We start from the raw sequence: 15,195 nt of genomic DNA, 5'->3' as shown, positions 1-15,195 counted from the left end.
CTTCGGAGCTAAGCAGCAATTTTATTTATTCAAAAGAGAATTGAGCACTTCGGATTTGCTACAGTATTTTGCTTTCAAAACTATACAATGCTTGAGACCTCCCCCCGAAAAACCAGACCATTGTAAAATAGAAGAAACGGGCGATTCGTCGTACTTAAACAAAACGAATTGACATGAAAAAGACAAAACTTACCGAGGCGCAAATCATCTTCGCCATCAAGCAGTAAGAGACAGGGGGGCTGTCGCAGAAGTGTGCCGCAAGATGATTATTTCGGAGGTCACCTTCTACAAAGGAAGAAAAAATATGGAGGTTTAGGAGTATCCGAACTCATAAGCACCGGCAGTTAAAGCAATGGTGGCGGACCTGAGTTTGGACACACAAATGCTGCAGGATGTATTGCGAAAGAAGCTTTGAAGCCAGTCCCTTTAGCTAGGCTGGCTTCAGGGTTGGCCTAGGATTACCGCGTTTCCATCACAAGGGCCTGTAAGGTAGTGCAGCTTCACCGCTCAGGCTGGTATTACCGCTCTAAGGTGCCGCCCGCCCAGAACTCTCTACTACCTATGATTGTTGATCGATGGACTTTGTGGCAGACCAGCTCTTCGACTCACAGGAAATTCCACTGCTTAACTGTAGTGTGTAATTATAGTTGCCAGTGCCCAACATTCTGGTGGGGCAGTCCCTGAAGGGAGAAGACGTTGCGCTTACGCTGTAGCGTTTCGTCCTCTCTATCCTTTTAAAACAAAGAAAATAACCTAAGTCACACTTTTTATTCTATCCCCATGCTACTTCGCTTATTGTTAAATACCTGCAGCAGGTTCAGATAAGGACTAGCCAACGCTTAGCCGTTGTTTACAAGGTTTGATGCTTTTTCATCACTACTGTCCCAAACACATAATGCCTATATACCAAGTGCTGATGATCCTATTCGGTAGTATAACTAACTACGGCGGGTACTACTAGTACTAGATGTTGCCCCGGTTATAGCCTGCTGGCAAAAGCTGAAGACATTGCCAGGGCAAACAGAAGGTAAATTGTTTTTTCACGATGGTGGATTGATTCAAATGAGGTGTACTAATCATCAGTCCGGAATGGAGAAGCCGGCAAACCTTCTTTGTTATATAAATTGGCTCCATCAGGGTTATCGGCCCAGGCATAGCGGACATATCTTGGTTCTGAAACTTCATCGCTCCACACCACCACCTTATTTCCTTCGATTCTGGCTTTGGCCCAAACAAAGCTTTTATCGGCTCCGGCTATGGCAAACCAGCTCAGCTCTTCCCCATCAATGGAGGTTAACCCGCTACCGGTATCAGTAAAACTCAGAACAATTTTATCATCCTCGATTTTAGCGGATTGAAAAAGTGGACCGGACGAAACTAGGTTCTTTTCTCCGTAAATAAGCTTTTGAGCAGCCAGTGCTAACCGTTCCCCTACATCTTTTTTATTATCTGGATGAATATCGTTCCACTCCCCCAAGTCAATGGTCACGGCCATGGCAGTGTTAGGCACCGATAGACTTTCCAGGGCAGCCTCTCGCATCAGGGCCCAGTTGCTTTCAGAAGGCAGGTAATTCACTTCCATAAAATTCGGAAGCTGCACATAAAGGAACGGGAGACTACCTTGCTGCCATTTATCCCGCCAGTCGCTTATTAAAGCTGGTAACAGCTTTTTATATTCCGTCGGGTTACCGGCGTTACTTTCCCCCTGGTACCACAAAATTCCTTTCAGCGTGTAGTCCGTAGCCGGAGCCACCATGGCATTATATAAAGCAGTGGGTTGGTTTTGCGCATTGAAGCCACCACTGTTTCCGTTGCCACTAACCGGGCGATAGACTTCGCCTACTTTATATTGCCAGTAGCCTTTCAGGTCAAGGGTTTGATTATTCGCTTCTATGTAATAAGGTTTGTCCGGGACAAATCCGCCTTTACCGCCATGGTTTTGCACTCTTACCACAAAAAGGTTTTTCCCAGGTTTTAAAGTGCCGGCAGGCAGACTGTACCTTCGCTGCGGGTATTGGTAGCCTGTGCTGCCCACCTGCTCCCCATTAATGTATAAAACATCCGCGTCTACAATGCGGCCTAAATGTACTTTTGCCGGTACACCGGTCATGGATGCCGGTACATCTATTTCGCGGCGGTACCAGACAGCGCCATTCAGGTTTTTGATACCCTGGTCTTCCCAATAACCAGGAATGTTGATGTTTCGCCAGCCCTTGGACTCATAAGCGGTTTCGTACCATTTCACCGCATCTGTCAGTCCCTTATCCTGCTCTGCTTTTTGCCTGTTTGCATTGGCGGCAGCTATCGCACGCCGCTTGATAGAATTAACGTAACTGGTGTCTCTGTTTCTGTTAACAGTCGCGAGTGTAGAGGAGAAATCCTTCAGGCCTTCTTCACTCATCCAAGCCTCAATGGGGGTGCCGCCTACACTGGCATTGATCAGGCCAATCGGAATTTTATATTGGTTGTAAAGCTTTCGGGCAAAGAAATAAGCAACGGCGGAGAAATTATTTACATCCTCCGGATTAGCTGATTTCCACGATGACTGAGGCAAATCGGTGGCAGGGCCTTCCAGGTTGGTAGTTGTAGGAATCCAGAAATGCCTTATCTGCGGGTAGTTAGCAGTGGCAATATCATCAGCATATGTAATACTATGCAGTGACATTTGATGCACCATATTCGATTGTCCGGAAGCTAAATAAACATCTCCTAACAAGATATCCTTAATGGTGATCTGGTTGCTGGCTTTGATGTCCATGGTATAAGGACCACCAGCTTTCATCGGAGCAAGTGTTATCGCCCACTTCCCATTTGCATCGGTAGTGGCCCTGTAAGTCTTTCTGTTAAAATTTACCGTGACCTTTTCCCCGGGACTAGCCCATCCCCAAACTTTCGTTTTGGCGTTTCTTTGCAGTATCATGCCATCACTTACAAGCTCCGGTAACTTTACCTGGGCAAAAGCCTTAAAAGATGTCAGTTGGAAAAGACAGAGGACCAGGAGTGCAACGATTTTTGTTTTTTTAATTCTGATCAGATTGTAATACATAATAAAAACAACGTGGTGTAACAGATAATAATGAGGAAGCAAGGCTATTACTTCACGCTACAATAATGCCTTCATTCCTTTCATGTTTATCAAACAGTCTAAAGCAAAGAAATACATCTCGTATATTGTTCAAAAAAATTGTAAATGCAAAATTGTATTGAAAATACTATCTGATGCTGGATAAAGACAAAAACAAATTTACTGAAAGAAGCAGCAACAGAGGCCGTCAGGATGTTCTTTGTTTGAGCATGCCTTGTCTCACCTAAAATACGGCAGCAGCACTGTACTGACTTGGGTTGAGGCCTGTCTTTTGTTTAAAGAAGCGGCTAAAGTGCGAGGCAGTGTCGAACTGCAGGTGTTCGGCAACCTCTTTTATGCTCCAGGAGGAATAGGAAAGAAGGTACTGCGCCTCCCGTAGCAGCCTCCGGTGGATGATCTCCAGGGCGCTCTCCCCTGTCTCCCGCTTTACCGATTCACTCAGGTGCTTGGCTGAGATGTTCAACAAGTCGGCATACTCATTCACTGTCCGCTTTGTCAGGAAATTCTCTTCTATCAGCATCTTAAAGCCATGGGTCAGTTGATACTGCCTGTTCATGTGCTTGCTAAAGCCCAACAGGCAGGCTTCACAGGCCCTGTTCATCTCATAGAACAGCTGCAGCATCTGCAGGCGAATGATGTTCAGGTGGAAAGCCCCTCCCCTGTCGAACTCATCGCTGATTTTCTCGAAGCAGGCCTTCATCGCACCAAAGCTGTAGGTGTCCAGAGTATAAACCGGTGGGTAGTCCGGGTTCATCAGCAGCAGGTTGTCCACTATAGATCCACTTATGAAACTCTCATCAAGGAACTCCCGCCTGAAAAGCAGCATGTAAAGGAGTAGATCGCTTGTAGAGTTTTCATAAGAGTTGATGATGCCAGGTGACACCAAATGGACCGTCTGGGGCTGTACCTCAAAGGTAAACTGCCCCACTGTTTTGGTGCTGCTACCCCTCAAGCACAGAATTAGCGCAAAATGATCTGTTTTGACGGGTGGCCCACTAGTCGTCCCTCCCTCGTTGCTCAACACAGCAAAGTCTCTCCCATCCTCCAGACTTTCGTACTTGTTCATTCCAAAAGTTTGCGGCGCTTTTTTCTTCTGCGACAGATAGTACCGGATAGTAGAGCTTATATCCAGCATAGGTGCGACATCAGAGGGGAGTGTAGTGGAATCAGCCATTTCTCGTCTTTTAGTATGCTTAACAATTTTTAAATATAACGATAATGCGCAAGATTCAGCAGGTAAAGGCATCAGGTGATGGGGATGTCGCTTCCTTGAAAAGCTGAATAATGGCTATAAGCTTTATCTCCTCGCTCAGCACCATTCCACCTGTTGTTGAAGGTAAGCCCAAACTCCCATTGGCTTACACTGCCGCTCACCTCAAAGCTAGCTTTCTTGTTACCCCCTGTATCCGTTGTCCACCCGCCGAACTCTACATCCAGCTCAATTATCTTTGTGATGCCTTTTATAGCCAGCAGACCGAAAGATACCTCCGCATCCTCAAAGCCATCGCTTGGGGAAGTTGCGCCCCCGCTGAAACTTCTGGATGAGCCGATTAGCTTGGAGATGCCAGGTACTTTACTCTAGAATGCACCTCTGAGTGCATGGGGTCCATTGCCCATTTTGTTAGTAGCATAGCAAACTGTCTGTAAACAGGGAGGCACCAACACTTAATACCAAAAGGCTTTTGCGGGTGCACTGCTTGTATAGAGAAAGGTTTCTGAAGAGGAATTGCCGCATATCACACTGACAACATCCTCCAGAGAATTGATCAGGTACTTGTCAGGGACATGTATGAAATATTCCCTCTCTACTTCATACATCAGGTCTATGACATCAACAATACCAAGTTCAAGTTCACTGAAGGAGCTACTGAACAGCATTTTGGTGAGGTCCTTGCCCTTGAGGCTACTTATAAGCCGGGCCAATTCAAAACGAATAACACTGCGAACATCATACATAGGAAAAAGAATTAACGGTAATACTTTCTACTTTAATCCATCAGCCTGTTACAATCTGCCTCAACAGCTAAAGTGCTTACCTGTTGAGGCAGGCTTATATGGCAGTAGAATTTTTAGAAGGAGATGAACTTATTTATCTGCTCATCCGTGAACTTTACAGTGCCCTCTTTGTGTAGGTTGCTGTTATCGTCCAGCTCGGCCTCAATGCCTGACAAGTATATCTTCAGCGGCATGACATGCAGGTGCATATGATTGGCTATTCCCGTAAAGTGTTCCACCCCTCTCAGGTTGCCCTGCCTGCCGGATGAGATGCCTACCAGTGCTGCCTTCTTCTCATAGAAACTGGCCGGAAACTCACAAGCATCTATAAAAGCCTTTAAAACACCTGGAAAGCTGCCGTTGTACTCGGGTATGACAAAAAGGAATTTTTCTGTCTTAGTCACCAATTCCTGTATGCGGGCAAACTCCTCGCTCCTATTGCCGTAGAGGTCGCTCTCGATCAGGGAAGCCGGAAGCTCCGTAAGAGGAAGCAAATTTGCTTCCTGGCCTTTCTCCTTAAACCTTCTCCTATAGTATTTTGCAACCCGCAGCGCATTACTGCCCGGTCGGTTTGTGCCTGAAATAATTGTGATCATCTGCTAATTTGATTCTTTGTTTATTTTATAGTGAATGCCCGAGAAGAATTCTCTGTTAAGCACTTTACTCTTTTCGAATGCAAAATTAACCTGGATCTGAGGGGACCGCAATTCCCATTTTTCCGAAAAAAGGACCAATTTCACGGAAGACATATCCTGCTGCTTTTTTCTTCACGAACAACTTCTGTCATCTAGCCCATTACTATTCAAAGGATACCCCAAAGTGCCTTTTAGGACATTCCCTTATACTAACATCCTAAATGCACATAAAACTGTTCGTTCAGATTAATTGGTTCTTTTTTAAGGAGAATTGATGTTAAAGCCAGTGGTTATAAAGCGGACCTTTGCATTGAACCGAACAAACACTGGTATAAACTAATAGCACAAAATCCCCTTACTCCTTACCAGTAACAAGAAACGGGTCACAAGGGATCAATTTTATTAAAATGTACAAGAAGGGCTGTATGTGCCTTTTGGTAGGAACATGGTTCCTCTCTACAGCAATGTATTTTTAACCTTAACCGATATAGTAAATAATAAGTAAGAAGGTTATTTAAAAGGAATATATGCAGAGAGCAAATTACGGGAGCTTTTCTTTTAATGCATATCCTTAACTCTTCAAAGGAGAACTTTTCTGAAGTACCTGAAGAAATGATGTATAAGCTTAAAGCTGCCAAAGCATATCTTGGAACACTCTATAGCTATAAAGCAGCCTTATAGAATTGTATCGTTTAATGAGCTTAAGTTGAAGCTAGCTTCAAGCAGTTATATGAAAATACCATTCATAATTATATAATACAATTGCGAATGGAGAAAGCCAGAAAAATATTACTGGAGAAATTTCCTCTAAATGATGTTTCAGCAGAACTAGGTTATAAAAGCGTTTCTCATTTTATAGCTGCATTCAAAAAGTATGGTACAACACCAAAGCAGTATATTATGGCGTGAGTTCTATAGCATAAACATGCTACTATACAGCACTAATCAAACTAAATTGTGATTAAGAAGCTTTCCAGTATTATTTTCAGAATTCACTTTATATCCCTAAGTGGATTATTGTCTATTGAACCTAATGAACAATATCTTCCATTAGGCTTTGAGCTATTCAACAACAATGTGGATAGCTTAAACTCATGCAACAGCAAGTACTTTTAAAGGGAATCAATATGTACGCCGGCTTGAACAAATGTTGGTCAAGCTATTTAACACAGGCAGCCAACATACGATTCTCAAAAAGCTGTACGGAAGTGTACTCAGATTGAGCATGGAGTAAGTGTTCAACAAAAGAACGGGCACCCTCATGGTCTGCGTTATCAGCAACAATAATGGCACCCTTGCTTAGTTTTGGTTGAAGCATCTGGAGCACTGGCAGATACAGTTCTTTTGCTCCATCCAAAAACAGGAAGTCAATGAAACCGTCAACGGAAGAAAGTGTTTGTGTAGCATTACCCTGCAATATGGTTACGGTGTCTCCAAGGCCTGCATCATCTATATTTTTACGGGCACCAGCCACCTTATTGGGTTCAAGATCAGTTGTTATAACACTACCTTTGTTATCGCGTGCAGCGGCAGCCAGGTAAATGGTAGAGATTCCGAAAGAACAGCCAAACTCAACAATTGTCTTTGCCTTGGAAACAGTTACCAAGAAGTGAAGAAAATCACCTTGTTCAGGGCTTACAGCCATATAAGCGGTAGCCCATGAGCGGTTAAACGCTATCCCTTGTTCTGCCGCCTTTTGTTTTTGCTGAGAGCGGGAAACATGATCATCCTTTGCTGCCTGATGAAGCTTTTGGAGTGTTTCTATTACTTGGTTGTCTGTTATTGTATTCATGCTTCTTGTTTCAATAATGAGTTAACCTTAACCAATGTACTTTGTTCTTTTCTTTCATTCTTTAAAAAAACTAACAGCAAGCCCAGAGTAACAATGAGTACCGTTTGCTTTTTATTTTTCATCTATCGGATTTAGAACTATAAGAACCGTTTGTGGAACATCTTCAATCAGGCACAAAGCCCTGTGGGCTGTTCTTTCTTAGTTATCAAAGGCTAGGCTAATCGAGGCTGTTATATACGGATTCAACCATGTCTCTTGGCTTTGTCTTACCCTGCCCCTGCGCCTTGTCCCATTCTTTTGTCAAGCCCATGCTTTGTACCTGCTCAAGGGTTTTCCCGCTGTCTTTGGCGTTTTTGACACGCTCCCTGATGGTCATCAAAAGGTCACGGTAACGCATCAAGTCATCCCCGTTAGCCACTTCTCCGTGGCCTGGAATGATCTTTGTGTCTTTGTTGACGATGAATAAGGCACTATTCACCGCTTTTATCGTGCCGTCTATCGTACCTCCAGAGTTTAAATCAATAAAAGGGTACCTGCCATTGAAAAAGACATCTCCCGTGTGCAGTATCATGGCATCGCCATCCGTGTGGGCATTGTGCACGTGCATCGCCATCAGTTGCAGGGTAGAGTCGAGGTGCAAAACCAGATTATCTGAAAAAGTTATTTATGGCAAGGCACCATTGGGTGAAGGCTCCTGAATTATTCCGCCGCTACGAAACTGTTTGGTACTCATCCGCTCGTACACGTTGTTGTGTGCTATAATAACGGCACCCTCTCTGGCTATATTTTCATTCCCGCCCGTGTGGTCGCCATGCCAGTGGGTGTTCACCAGATAGCGAACAGGTTGGTCCGTAATCCTTTTAACAGCAGCCAGTATCTCGTCTGACAGGTAAGCAAACTTATCGTCAATCATGTACACGCCATGCCTGGTTACCGCTACGCCAACATTCCCACCCTCACCAGTTAGTACATAGATATGTTCTGATAGCTTTTTTGCTTCTATCTTTTCATTTTTGGGCTGGGTCTGTGCTGCTACCATATGGCTGAACAGCAGCATAAAAAGTATTACTATATTAGACTTCATCAATCCGTTTTAAATATTTGATTGTTATTGCTTCGTTGTAGAGGCCTCTGCTTACATGCTCTTTAGCCGCTTCATAAAGCTCTGAAAGGCTGGTTTCAGCTCTTCAAACAAAGGGTGATTCCTGTTTTTGATCATCACCTCACTGAATATTTTTAAGCCCAGGGCAAACTCGGTGGCTTGCTCTTTGTCACAGAAAGGGTCTTTCTCCCTGATCCTGTCAACAATGCTGAATATTTCGTCGTGATCAAAGGATCTCAGTGAATAACTGATGCCAGAACAACACATACTACTGCTCCTTGATACGAGCAGCTTTTTTCTTGTATGTTAATGCACTAAGTAATGGTTATCTAAAATATAAAATCGATTATCTACAGAAAACTTATGTTGGTGTAAGAAGCTTTGATCTCACTAAAAACGAAGATAAACTTAATCTGTAATAACAATTCTTTATATGAAGAAACTAACCTAAAGTTCAGTAATAACATTATGTTGTTTATTGATGTTGTTCGTATTCAATTCCTGTGGCAAAGATCAGGAGCAGCCTGCTCCAAGTATCAAAGAGGAGTGTCCTTCAAACGCTAAAGCCATCACTTATACAATACCTCCAGGTGGGTGTCCGATATACACCCATTGGGATCCTATTTTGCCAGATGAAGTGAGTTATCCTTGTGAAGCAGTGAGCGCCAGTACTCTTAGGTCATCCCAAAGAAACAAGGCTACAACCCTGTATGGGCAACAAGGAGGATCTGCTTTTGATCAGATACAATCTGACTATTATTCGGTCTCAAATATTGTTTATCTTTCAAATTACAGTTCATTAGTATCAGCTTATGTCTCTCAAATCAGGAACGCAATCATCAATGCTTCCAATGCATATATAGCATCTGTATCTTCAACAACAAACTACAACGCATCAACTTATTTATCTTATTTAAACAGCTACCTTACTCCTTTAAAAACAAAAATATCTAACGACCCCAATCTGAATATTGAGCAAAAAAACGTGCTATCAAAAGCGTTTATAGCAGTTAATGATAATTTTCACCAAGCATCTAGTCTGGTAACCAATAATCTCAATTGCTTTGAAGATCCCACAAGCAGTAGCGTTGATGGAGAAGTTAGCACTCAAGGATGGCTAGGCAATGTTCTAAAAAAGGTTGTAAATATAGTAGCTACAGTTGTTGTGGCTGTGGTCGAAAACACCGTTCGTTTTGCTGCAGAGTTCTATAGAGTCGGGCAAACAGAAACGGTAATGATTCTTGGAGGTGCTGTGGGAGCTATTTGGGGACTATATAGAGGCATTCGTAAAGCCATAGAAGGTGACTTTGTCTGCCTTTTTGCCTGCCCTTGATACTTGGATGTGCGCTACAAGTCAGCCTAGTATCCAATATGCTATTCCGGCTTCAGAATTGCATGGTATTATTCGATTTAGAAGCAGGATACAATTAAGTACATATAGAATTTAGCATTTGAACTTAGGCAGGATGGGCTGCGGTGTTACCATTCCACTCATTAGTGACATGCTTCGGAGGTACACTTCTCTACATATGTAAGCGTTGTTAAACCTTCGCTACTATTAGAGCCTGACCGAATGTCTCTTTTATCTCCCACGTATAAGGGTGAAGTAGTAAATTCTTAAGAAACAGGCTATAACCTGAATTAGGAAAAACCTATTTCAGACACATGAACCAGCATTAAGGTTTGATATTTATTTGCTCGTCAACCTAAAAATATTTTAGTTATGTTGCGCTTCTGGATCTGGAAGAAAAGACCTTTTATCTTCTTCATACAGCGATCAATGGAGAAGACCAAGCATAACATTTCATAACAGTTGTAACTATGAAAGCAAGACTACTCCTTCCTATAGTTGTTCTACTAATGACGAGCTGTGTAGCACAGGCACAGAATGACCTACCGGTTACAGTTACTAAAAGGCTTTATAAGATAAACTTTTTTACCCTAGGTTTGGAGTTTGAGCAGGCGCTTGGAAAATCCTCTACCTTCAACATTAATCCTAACATCAGCTTTGGCCTTGACTATCATAACGAGAGAGACTATAATGCCTATCTATGGCCTTCCCTGGAGCTACAGACACGAGGGTATTATAACTTAAACAAAAGATCAAAAGCAGGAAAAAATGTATCCGACAACTCCGGCAACTTTATAGCTCTAAGCATTTATGGAAATACACCTTCCCTTATTGAGCATGAAGAATCAGGGAATGAGGCCTCCTATGGAGTTGGGCCAGTGTGGGGGATGCAAAGGAACTTCAATAGTGGCCTGAACTTAACAGTTACGGCAGGAGCAGGATATGGTAAGGATAAGTTTGGAGATGAAGGATTAACACCCCTTCTAAGACTAAACCTAGGTTTTCTACTTGGTAGAGGAAGATAACCTGTTTTTTGCCTACCCTGGCTTTTATACAACTGAGTTCATTACCTATATGTTAACCTAGCTTTTACTTAAACAATTCTTAAAGCAGGGACATGAGTAACTTTTAGAGATACCACAAGCACGATTGTTTGGTCACTTTTTGCTTACGGACTGACTCGCTCTTTTTCTCTGCTTTTAAAATTTAAACATTATCTAAATATATCTAGACTTACCTGATTAAAGTTTAAGGGATCAAACATTAGGATGGAGAAAAACTGAATGATTTAGCAAGGGGGCAGAAAGCAAAAAGCCCGTAAATCAATCATTTACGGGCTTTTTGCTTTTTTGGGTATCGCTACCAGCAGAGAGACGGCGGTGTTGTTCCGTTTATTCATGCTTGTTTCACTTTATCATGTTTGTTTCCTGTACAGGATGCCTCATTTCCGCTGTGATAACGGCACCCTAAGCAGATGACACTATTCTTTCACCGCGGAAAAACACATCAAAATATGCAATAGCACCATTGTTTCAGCTGCTCCTCTCCAACCCGGAGCAACACCGCCCCGAAAGGGAAGTGATTTCAGAAGGCCCGCATTATGTGCCGTGAGGCATGTACCCCTTGCTTTCTGCACGGCTTTTCGGCGAGCTTCTGAATGTTCTAAAATTAGGAAGGGGAGTTGATATTATTGTTTACCTTATGTTATGAAAGGATTTAACAGAGGTTCATAAATGACTTACCTTATGTTCCGGGGCGTCTCCCGAAGCCTCAGGGATGGCCATTCTCCCGGAGCAGCCGGCTCAGCGACTGCGGTGTGATGCCCAGGTAAGAGGCAATCGCTTCTTTGGATACCTGCTGCTCTATCCTCGGATGGGACTGTAACAAGTCCAGGTAGCGCTCCCAGGCCGACCTTGTCAGCAAATCCCGCGTTCTCTTCTTATGAAAGGATTTGTAACGCAGCAGCAGCATGCGCGCCAGCGCTTCGGTGACCGGAAACAGCTCCACCATGTGGGCCAGCTGCCCGTGCGACAGGGAAAGCAGCCGGCTTCCCGGCATCACCTCTATGTAAATATCGGACGGCAGCCGGAGCAGGAAGCTGCTGGTCGCCACGGCGAAATGCCCCGCCTCCCAGAAGAAGACAGAGACTTGCCGCTGCGTCCGCTCCTCCAGGTAAAATCCCCGGGCGAAGCCTTGTTCTATATAATTTACATAGTCCGCCGGTTGCCCCGCGCTCAACAGCAGCTGCTTCTGTGAGTAATAGCTTACAGCGGTGGCCTCCCTCAGGTAGGACCTGATATTATCCTGTAGTTCGGCATCCCTCAGCCTATCAGGGATAGGCCCCAGGCGCAGCATGGCCTCGAAAAGTTTGTCTACCAGCATAGCTTTGGGTTTAGTCTCTTCGCCCCCGATAGGAACAGATTTCCCGGCACGGAATAGGATCATAACATCCTCCTGCCCGTTCTCAGCGGGAACTGACGCGGGGCAGGCACCAGGAGAAACACAGGCTGTATGGAGAAATGCGTTTCCCGCTGTTCCTGAAGGGGATCAGGAACCTGAAATGTAGCTACATGGATGTAGCTTGCCAAAGATTTTACACCAACGAGAACTTGCTATAGACATATGCCATTGCTGGCATATGTCTATAGCAAAACGGAAGACACAGCATGTACAGCAGGTTCAGGCGTTCCGGTATACAGCACGCTTTCTTTTAACCTACTGTCTCTTACGCCAGGCCAGCACGCCCTGGTAGTGCTTCCACAGGCAACACCAGATTACCAGCTCCTGCTTGCGCGGCTCCTCTGCCAACAGAGGGGTGAGGTGCATTAAACCAGGTACCGGCTTTGTCCTCCGGCTCATCGCCTTGCTTCCTTTTAGTCGTGCCAGAGACTTCAACGCCTGGATAAAGGCAGCGCATCGCTTTTGCAGATGTCTTCCCTGGCTAAGCCCATACCCAAACCTTCTCCAGCTCCCGATACAGGACGGAGCTCACCAGGCGCAACGCTGCCTGCAAAGAAGCATCGCGGAGCAGCTGCGGGAGGTTTTCTTCCCCATAGCGGGTGAAGGCATGAGTTGGCGCGCACCGTTTTACCCAGGGGTAAAACGCAACAAGGAAGGAACATAAGAAAGCGGTTTCATGGCTGGAAACAGCATGAATAAGATTCATAGGTAAAATATCTTCAAGGTTTTCTCTCCAAAGCCTTTATCCTTTTCAAAACCACTGTTCGCGGCACCTGCCTCCAGCAGCTACACCCGCTTATCCCGGGCCTCCTTTCCAAAGCTGATGAGGTTGAACATCTCCCGCATCCTCGACCGCACCCGGGTGCCGTAGAACTGCTCTATCTCCGCACTGGTCAGATTGGTGGTCAGGTGCGTTTTCAACCCGGTTGAGACAAACAGGTCGTAACGGCTCAGCAGTATCTCCCCCATGACGTTGCAGTCGTTGCCATAGTGCTTTTGGCGGCTCTCGGTTCCCAGGTCATCAAAAAAATAGGTCAAGGGCCTTGGGCTGCCTCCAGGGAGGTAGCCCTCCCCATAGCGCCGGATCACCTCAAAGCCCTCCCGCTGAAACTCAAAGCTCACCTGCCGGCAGGACCTGGTGCGATAGCGCTCCCCGGGAGAGAGCAGCAGCCGCAGCAGCGTCATCAGGCTGGTCTTGCCGCACCCCACGGGGCCGCTGAGCAAGAGCCCCTTCCGAAGACTTACCCCGTATTGCCTGGCTCTCTCCCTGTCTTGCAGGAAATAAGCCAGCAACCTGGCCTGGAGCGCCTGGTCCTCGGTGTACAGCCGGAAGTGTGCACCGAATAATTTTTTTCCCTGCCGCTCTAATACCGGCAGCCAGCCATCATAAGGCCCTGCTGCTGGCTCCCCTGTCTCAGAGCAGCTCTGCATAGTCTTTTCCTTCGGTTACGCTGCCTTTTGGCGGACCAGGTGCGGGGTTGCCTCGGCTGATGGTGTTGCACACCCACTTGCGGGCAGCTGCCTGCCAATCCTGCATGGGGTGCCGCCCGATCATCCAGCCGTTGGCGCTGTAATGGTGAAAAAAGCGGAAAGCCTCCAGTTCCCTGTACCCCAGCACCTGGAAGAAGTGCCGCACCTCCTCCAGCTCTGGCGGCGGCTCCAGCATGGTTTTCTTTTCTTTTTGGACGCAACTTTTTTCTTTTCTTTCGCTTGTTCCCCTTTCCTCTCCGACAGGCTCCCTCGCGTAGGCGCGTGCGCGCTCGTTTAAACTGTTTAAGGTGTTTAATAGGTTTGTACTGTTTATAGAAGGGTTCACCTCCTGTTCAGCTCCACTACAGTCCCCGTCCAGCCCCGGTTCAGCTCCGGTACAGCAAATGGTACGGTTGGCCCTTTCTTGCTTATCCGGTTCCCTGTCGTCGAAAGCCGGCATGTATACCAGGCTTCCCCGGTAGTGGTTAAAGGAAGGGCTGTAGTAAATATAGCCCCAAGCGTGTAGCTCCCTGATGCACTTATGGTAGGTGACCCGGGAGCTGATACGGGAAATACCCATTACCTGGGAGCGGGCAATGGAGATGGGGTTGCGGAAGTGGTTCAGGTTCCATTGCTGGAACAAGGCCATGTACAGGCTCACGTGGGTGGGGTTGAAGCGGGGGTCCCGGGCCACGCGCCGGAAAAAGCCGGACAGGTGCGCGATATAGTTCATGGCTTTCCCCCCTTTCCTTCCATGAGCCGCTCAATATCCTCACTTCTGTAGTAGAGCGTCCCCCCGATCCGGGTGTAGGGCAGCGTGCCGTTGATGCGCAGGGTCTGCAGCGTGGCCGGGGAGATTTTGAGCATCTTCCGCACCTCCGCCGATTTAAGCACTTGCTTGGGGGCGGGAGCCTGTTTCCTGCTCAGCAGTTCCCGCAAGTCCTCGAGCAGTTGAAGGCGGAAGAGCTGCAGGTCTTCCTTGGTGATGATTTCCACTGACATGTTGTTTATTTTTTGGTTAGCCCCCCAAGTTTCAACCGCCGGGTCACCGGTCTTCACAAGGCAGGCCATAGGGGGGAAAGAATTGTCCCCTACGGCTGATGAAGGTTAAAGGGGAGTGACCTGCCCGATTTGCCTGTTTGACGACTTCCAAAGCATCCCGGCGGCGGCTCCCCCTCCCGGGCAACCCTGTCAATCCACCCCAAACACCCCTGGAAAATATTTCCCCACAGGGGAATCCCTTGTGAAAATGCCCCGGGAAAGCAGCCAATCTTTGCCTGTAAACTCACGCCTCATGGAAAATCA

Annotated in this window: 18 protein-coding genes and 2 pseudogenes; 5 read left to right on the top strand and 15 right to left on the bottom strand. The window is 46.0% G+C overall.

What is annotated here, in order from left to right:
• Positions 1 to 173: 173 nt before the first annotated feature.
• A pseudogene (locus tag LN995_RS14030) lies at positions 174 to 412 on the top strand (transposase); the annotation flags it as partial.
• A 660-nt stretch (positions 413 to 1,072) separates the two neighbouring features.
• Here the strand turns inward: LN995_RS14030 and LN995_RS14025 are convergent.
• The 5 genes from LN995_RS14025 to LN995_RS14010 all read right to left on the bottom strand — a co-directional run bounded on the left by LN995_RS14025 (position 1,073) and on the right by LN995_RS14010 (position 5,676).
• Positions 1,073 to 3,046, bottom strand: coding sequence for a sialate O-acetylesterase (locus LN995_RS14025; protein WP_377470251.1), 1,974 nt, complete (start codon positions 3,044 to 3,046; stop codon positions 1,073 to 1,075).
• A 262-nt stretch (positions 3,047 to 3,308) separates the two neighbouring features.
• A complete protein-coding gene (locus LN995_RS14020; protein ID WP_229961708.1) occupies positions 3,309 to 4,259 on the bottom strand; it encodes a helix-turn-helix domain-containing protein in 951 nt (316 codons plus the stop codon).
• 71 nt (positions 4,260 to 4,330) lie between these two features.
• Positions 4,331 to 4,459 (bottom strand): hypothetical protein, encoded by a 129-nt coding sequence (locus tag LN995_RS21915; protein ID WP_262910492.1) that lies wholly within the window; start codon positions 4,457 to 4,459, stop codon positions 4,331 to 4,333.
• 291 nt (positions 4,460 to 4,750) lie between these two features.
• Positions 4,751 to 5,041, bottom strand: coding sequence for a hypothetical protein (locus LN995_RS14015; protein WP_229961707.1), 291 nt, complete (start codon positions 5,039 to 5,041; stop codon positions 4,751 to 4,753).
• Positions 5,042 to 5,154: 113 nt separating this feature from the next.
• A complete protein-coding gene (locus LN995_RS14010; RefSeq protein WP_229961706.1) occupies positions 5,155 to 5,676 on the bottom strand; it encodes an NADPH-dependent FMN reductase in 522 nt (173 codons plus the stop codon).
• A gap of 762 nt (positions 5,677 to 6,438) precedes the next feature.
• Here LN995_RS14010 and LN995_RS14005 point away from each other — a divergent pair.
• Positions 6,439 to 6,624, top strand: a pseudogene (locus LN995_RS14005) (helix-turn-helix transcriptional regulator); the annotation flags it as partial.
• Positions 6,625 to 6,874: 250 nt separating this feature from the next.
• On the opposite strand, the gene LN995_RS14000 reads toward LN995_RS14005, so the two are convergent.
• From LN995_RS14000 to LN995_RS13985, 4 genes are all read right to left on the bottom strand, one after another.
• On the bottom strand, positions 6,875 to 7,507 hold the full coding sequence (locus LN995_RS14000; protein WP_229961704.1) for an O-methyltransferase: 633 nt from the start codon (positions 7,505 to 7,507) through the stop codon (positions 6,875 to 6,877).
• A gap of 217 nt (positions 7,508 to 7,724) precedes the next feature.
• Entirely contained in the window at positions 7,725 to 8,147 is a 423-nt protein-coding gene (locus LN995_RS13995) for an MBL fold metallo-hydrolase (RefSeq protein ID WP_229961703.1), read from the bottom strand.
• 24 nt (positions 8,148 to 8,171) lie between these two features.
• On the bottom strand, positions 8,172 to 8,591 hold the full coding sequence (locus LN995_RS13990) for an MBL fold metallo-hydrolase (protein ID WP_229961702.1): 420 nt from the start codon (positions 8,589 to 8,591) through the stop codon (positions 8,172 to 8,174).
• A gap of 51 nt (positions 8,592 to 8,642) precedes the next feature.
• A complete protein-coding gene (locus tag LN995_RS13985; protein ID WP_229961701.1) occupies positions 8,643 to 8,876 on the bottom strand; it encodes a DUF3861 domain-containing protein in 234 nt (77 codons plus the stop codon).
• A 211-nt stretch (positions 8,877 to 9,087) separates the two neighbouring features.
• Between LN995_RS13985 and LN995_RS13980 the strand changes: the two genes are divergently transcribed.
• Positions 9,088 to 9,942 (top strand): hypothetical protein, encoded by an 855-nt coding sequence (locus LN995_RS13980; RefSeq protein WP_229961700.1) that lies wholly within the window; start codon positions 9,088 to 9,090, stop codon positions 9,940 to 9,942.
• Positions 9,943 to 10,430: 488 nt separating this feature from the next.
• Positions 10,431 to 10,985, top strand: a complete 555-nt coding sequence (locus tag LN995_RS13975; protein ID WP_229961699.1) for a hypothetical protein — start codon at positions 10,431 to 10,433, stop codon at positions 10,983 to 10,985.
• A 745-nt stretch (positions 10,986 to 11,730) separates the two neighbouring features.
• Here LN995_RS13975 and LN995_RS13970 read toward each other — a convergent pair.
• Positions 11,731 to 12,342: a Crp/Fnr family transcriptional regulator gene (locus LN995_RS13970; RefSeq protein ID WP_229961698.1), complete on the bottom strand. Its 612-nt coding sequence runs from the start codon at positions 12,340 to 12,342 to the stop codon at positions 11,731 to 11,733.
• 4 nt (positions 12,343 to 12,346) lie between these two features.
• On the opposite strand from LN995_RS13970, the gene LN995_RS13965 reads away from it, so the two are divergent.
• A complete protein-coding gene (locus tag LN995_RS13965; protein ID WP_229961697.1) occupies positions 12,347 to 12,526 on the top strand; it encodes a hypothetical protein in 180 nt (59 codons plus the stop codon).
• Between the two features lie 159 nt (positions 12,527 to 12,685).
• On the opposite strand, the gene LN995_RS13960 is transcribed toward LN995_RS13965, so the two are convergent.
• From LN995_RS13960 to LN995_RS13940, 5 genes are all read right to left on the bottom strand, one after another.
• On the bottom strand, positions 12,686 to 12,877 hold the full coding sequence (locus LN995_RS13960) for a hypothetical protein (RefSeq protein WP_229961696.1): 192 nt from the start codon (positions 12,875 to 12,877) through the stop codon (positions 12,686 to 12,688).
• Positions 12,852 to 13,082 carry a hypothetical protein gene (locus LN995_RS13955; protein ID WP_229961695.1) on the bottom strand — a complete coding sequence of 77 codons (231 nt, stop codon included), beginning with the start codon at positions 13,080 to 13,082 and terminating at the stop codon, positions 12,852 to 12,854. The genes LN995_RS13960 and LN995_RS13955 overlap by 26 nt, the downstream gene beginning before the upstream one ends.
• Positions 13,083 to 13,206: 124 nt before the next feature.
• A complete protein-coding gene (locus tag LN995_RS13950) occupies positions 13,207 to 13,851 on the bottom strand; it encodes an ATPase (RefSeq protein WP_229961694.1) in 645 nt (214 codons plus the stop codon).
• Positions 13,835 to 14,623, bottom strand: a complete 789-nt coding sequence (locus LN995_RS13945) for a hypothetical protein (protein ID WP_229961693.1) — start codon at positions 14,621 to 14,623, stop codon at positions 13,835 to 13,837. Before LN995_RS13945 ends, LN995_RS13950 begins: the two co-directional genes overlap by 17 nt.
• Positions 14,620 to 14,949: a helix-turn-helix domain-containing protein gene (locus LN995_RS13940; RefSeq protein ID WP_317206958.1), complete on the bottom strand. Its 330-nt coding sequence runs from the start codon at positions 14,947 to 14,949 to the stop codon at positions 14,620 to 14,622. Before LN995_RS13940 ends, LN995_RS13945 begins: the two co-directional genes overlap by 4 nt.
• Positions 14,950 to 15,195 lie beyond the last annotated feature (246 nt).

Origin of the sequence: Pontibacter silvestris, assembly GCF_020907275.1 — a bacterium.
Taxonomy (GTDB): Bacteria; Bacteroidota; Bacteroidia; order Cytophagales; family Hymenobacteraceae; genus Pontibacter; species Pontibacter silvestris.
The sequence above is the reverse complement of the archived record's forward strand: the minus strand, read 5'-3'. Positions and strand labels throughout refer to the sequence as shown.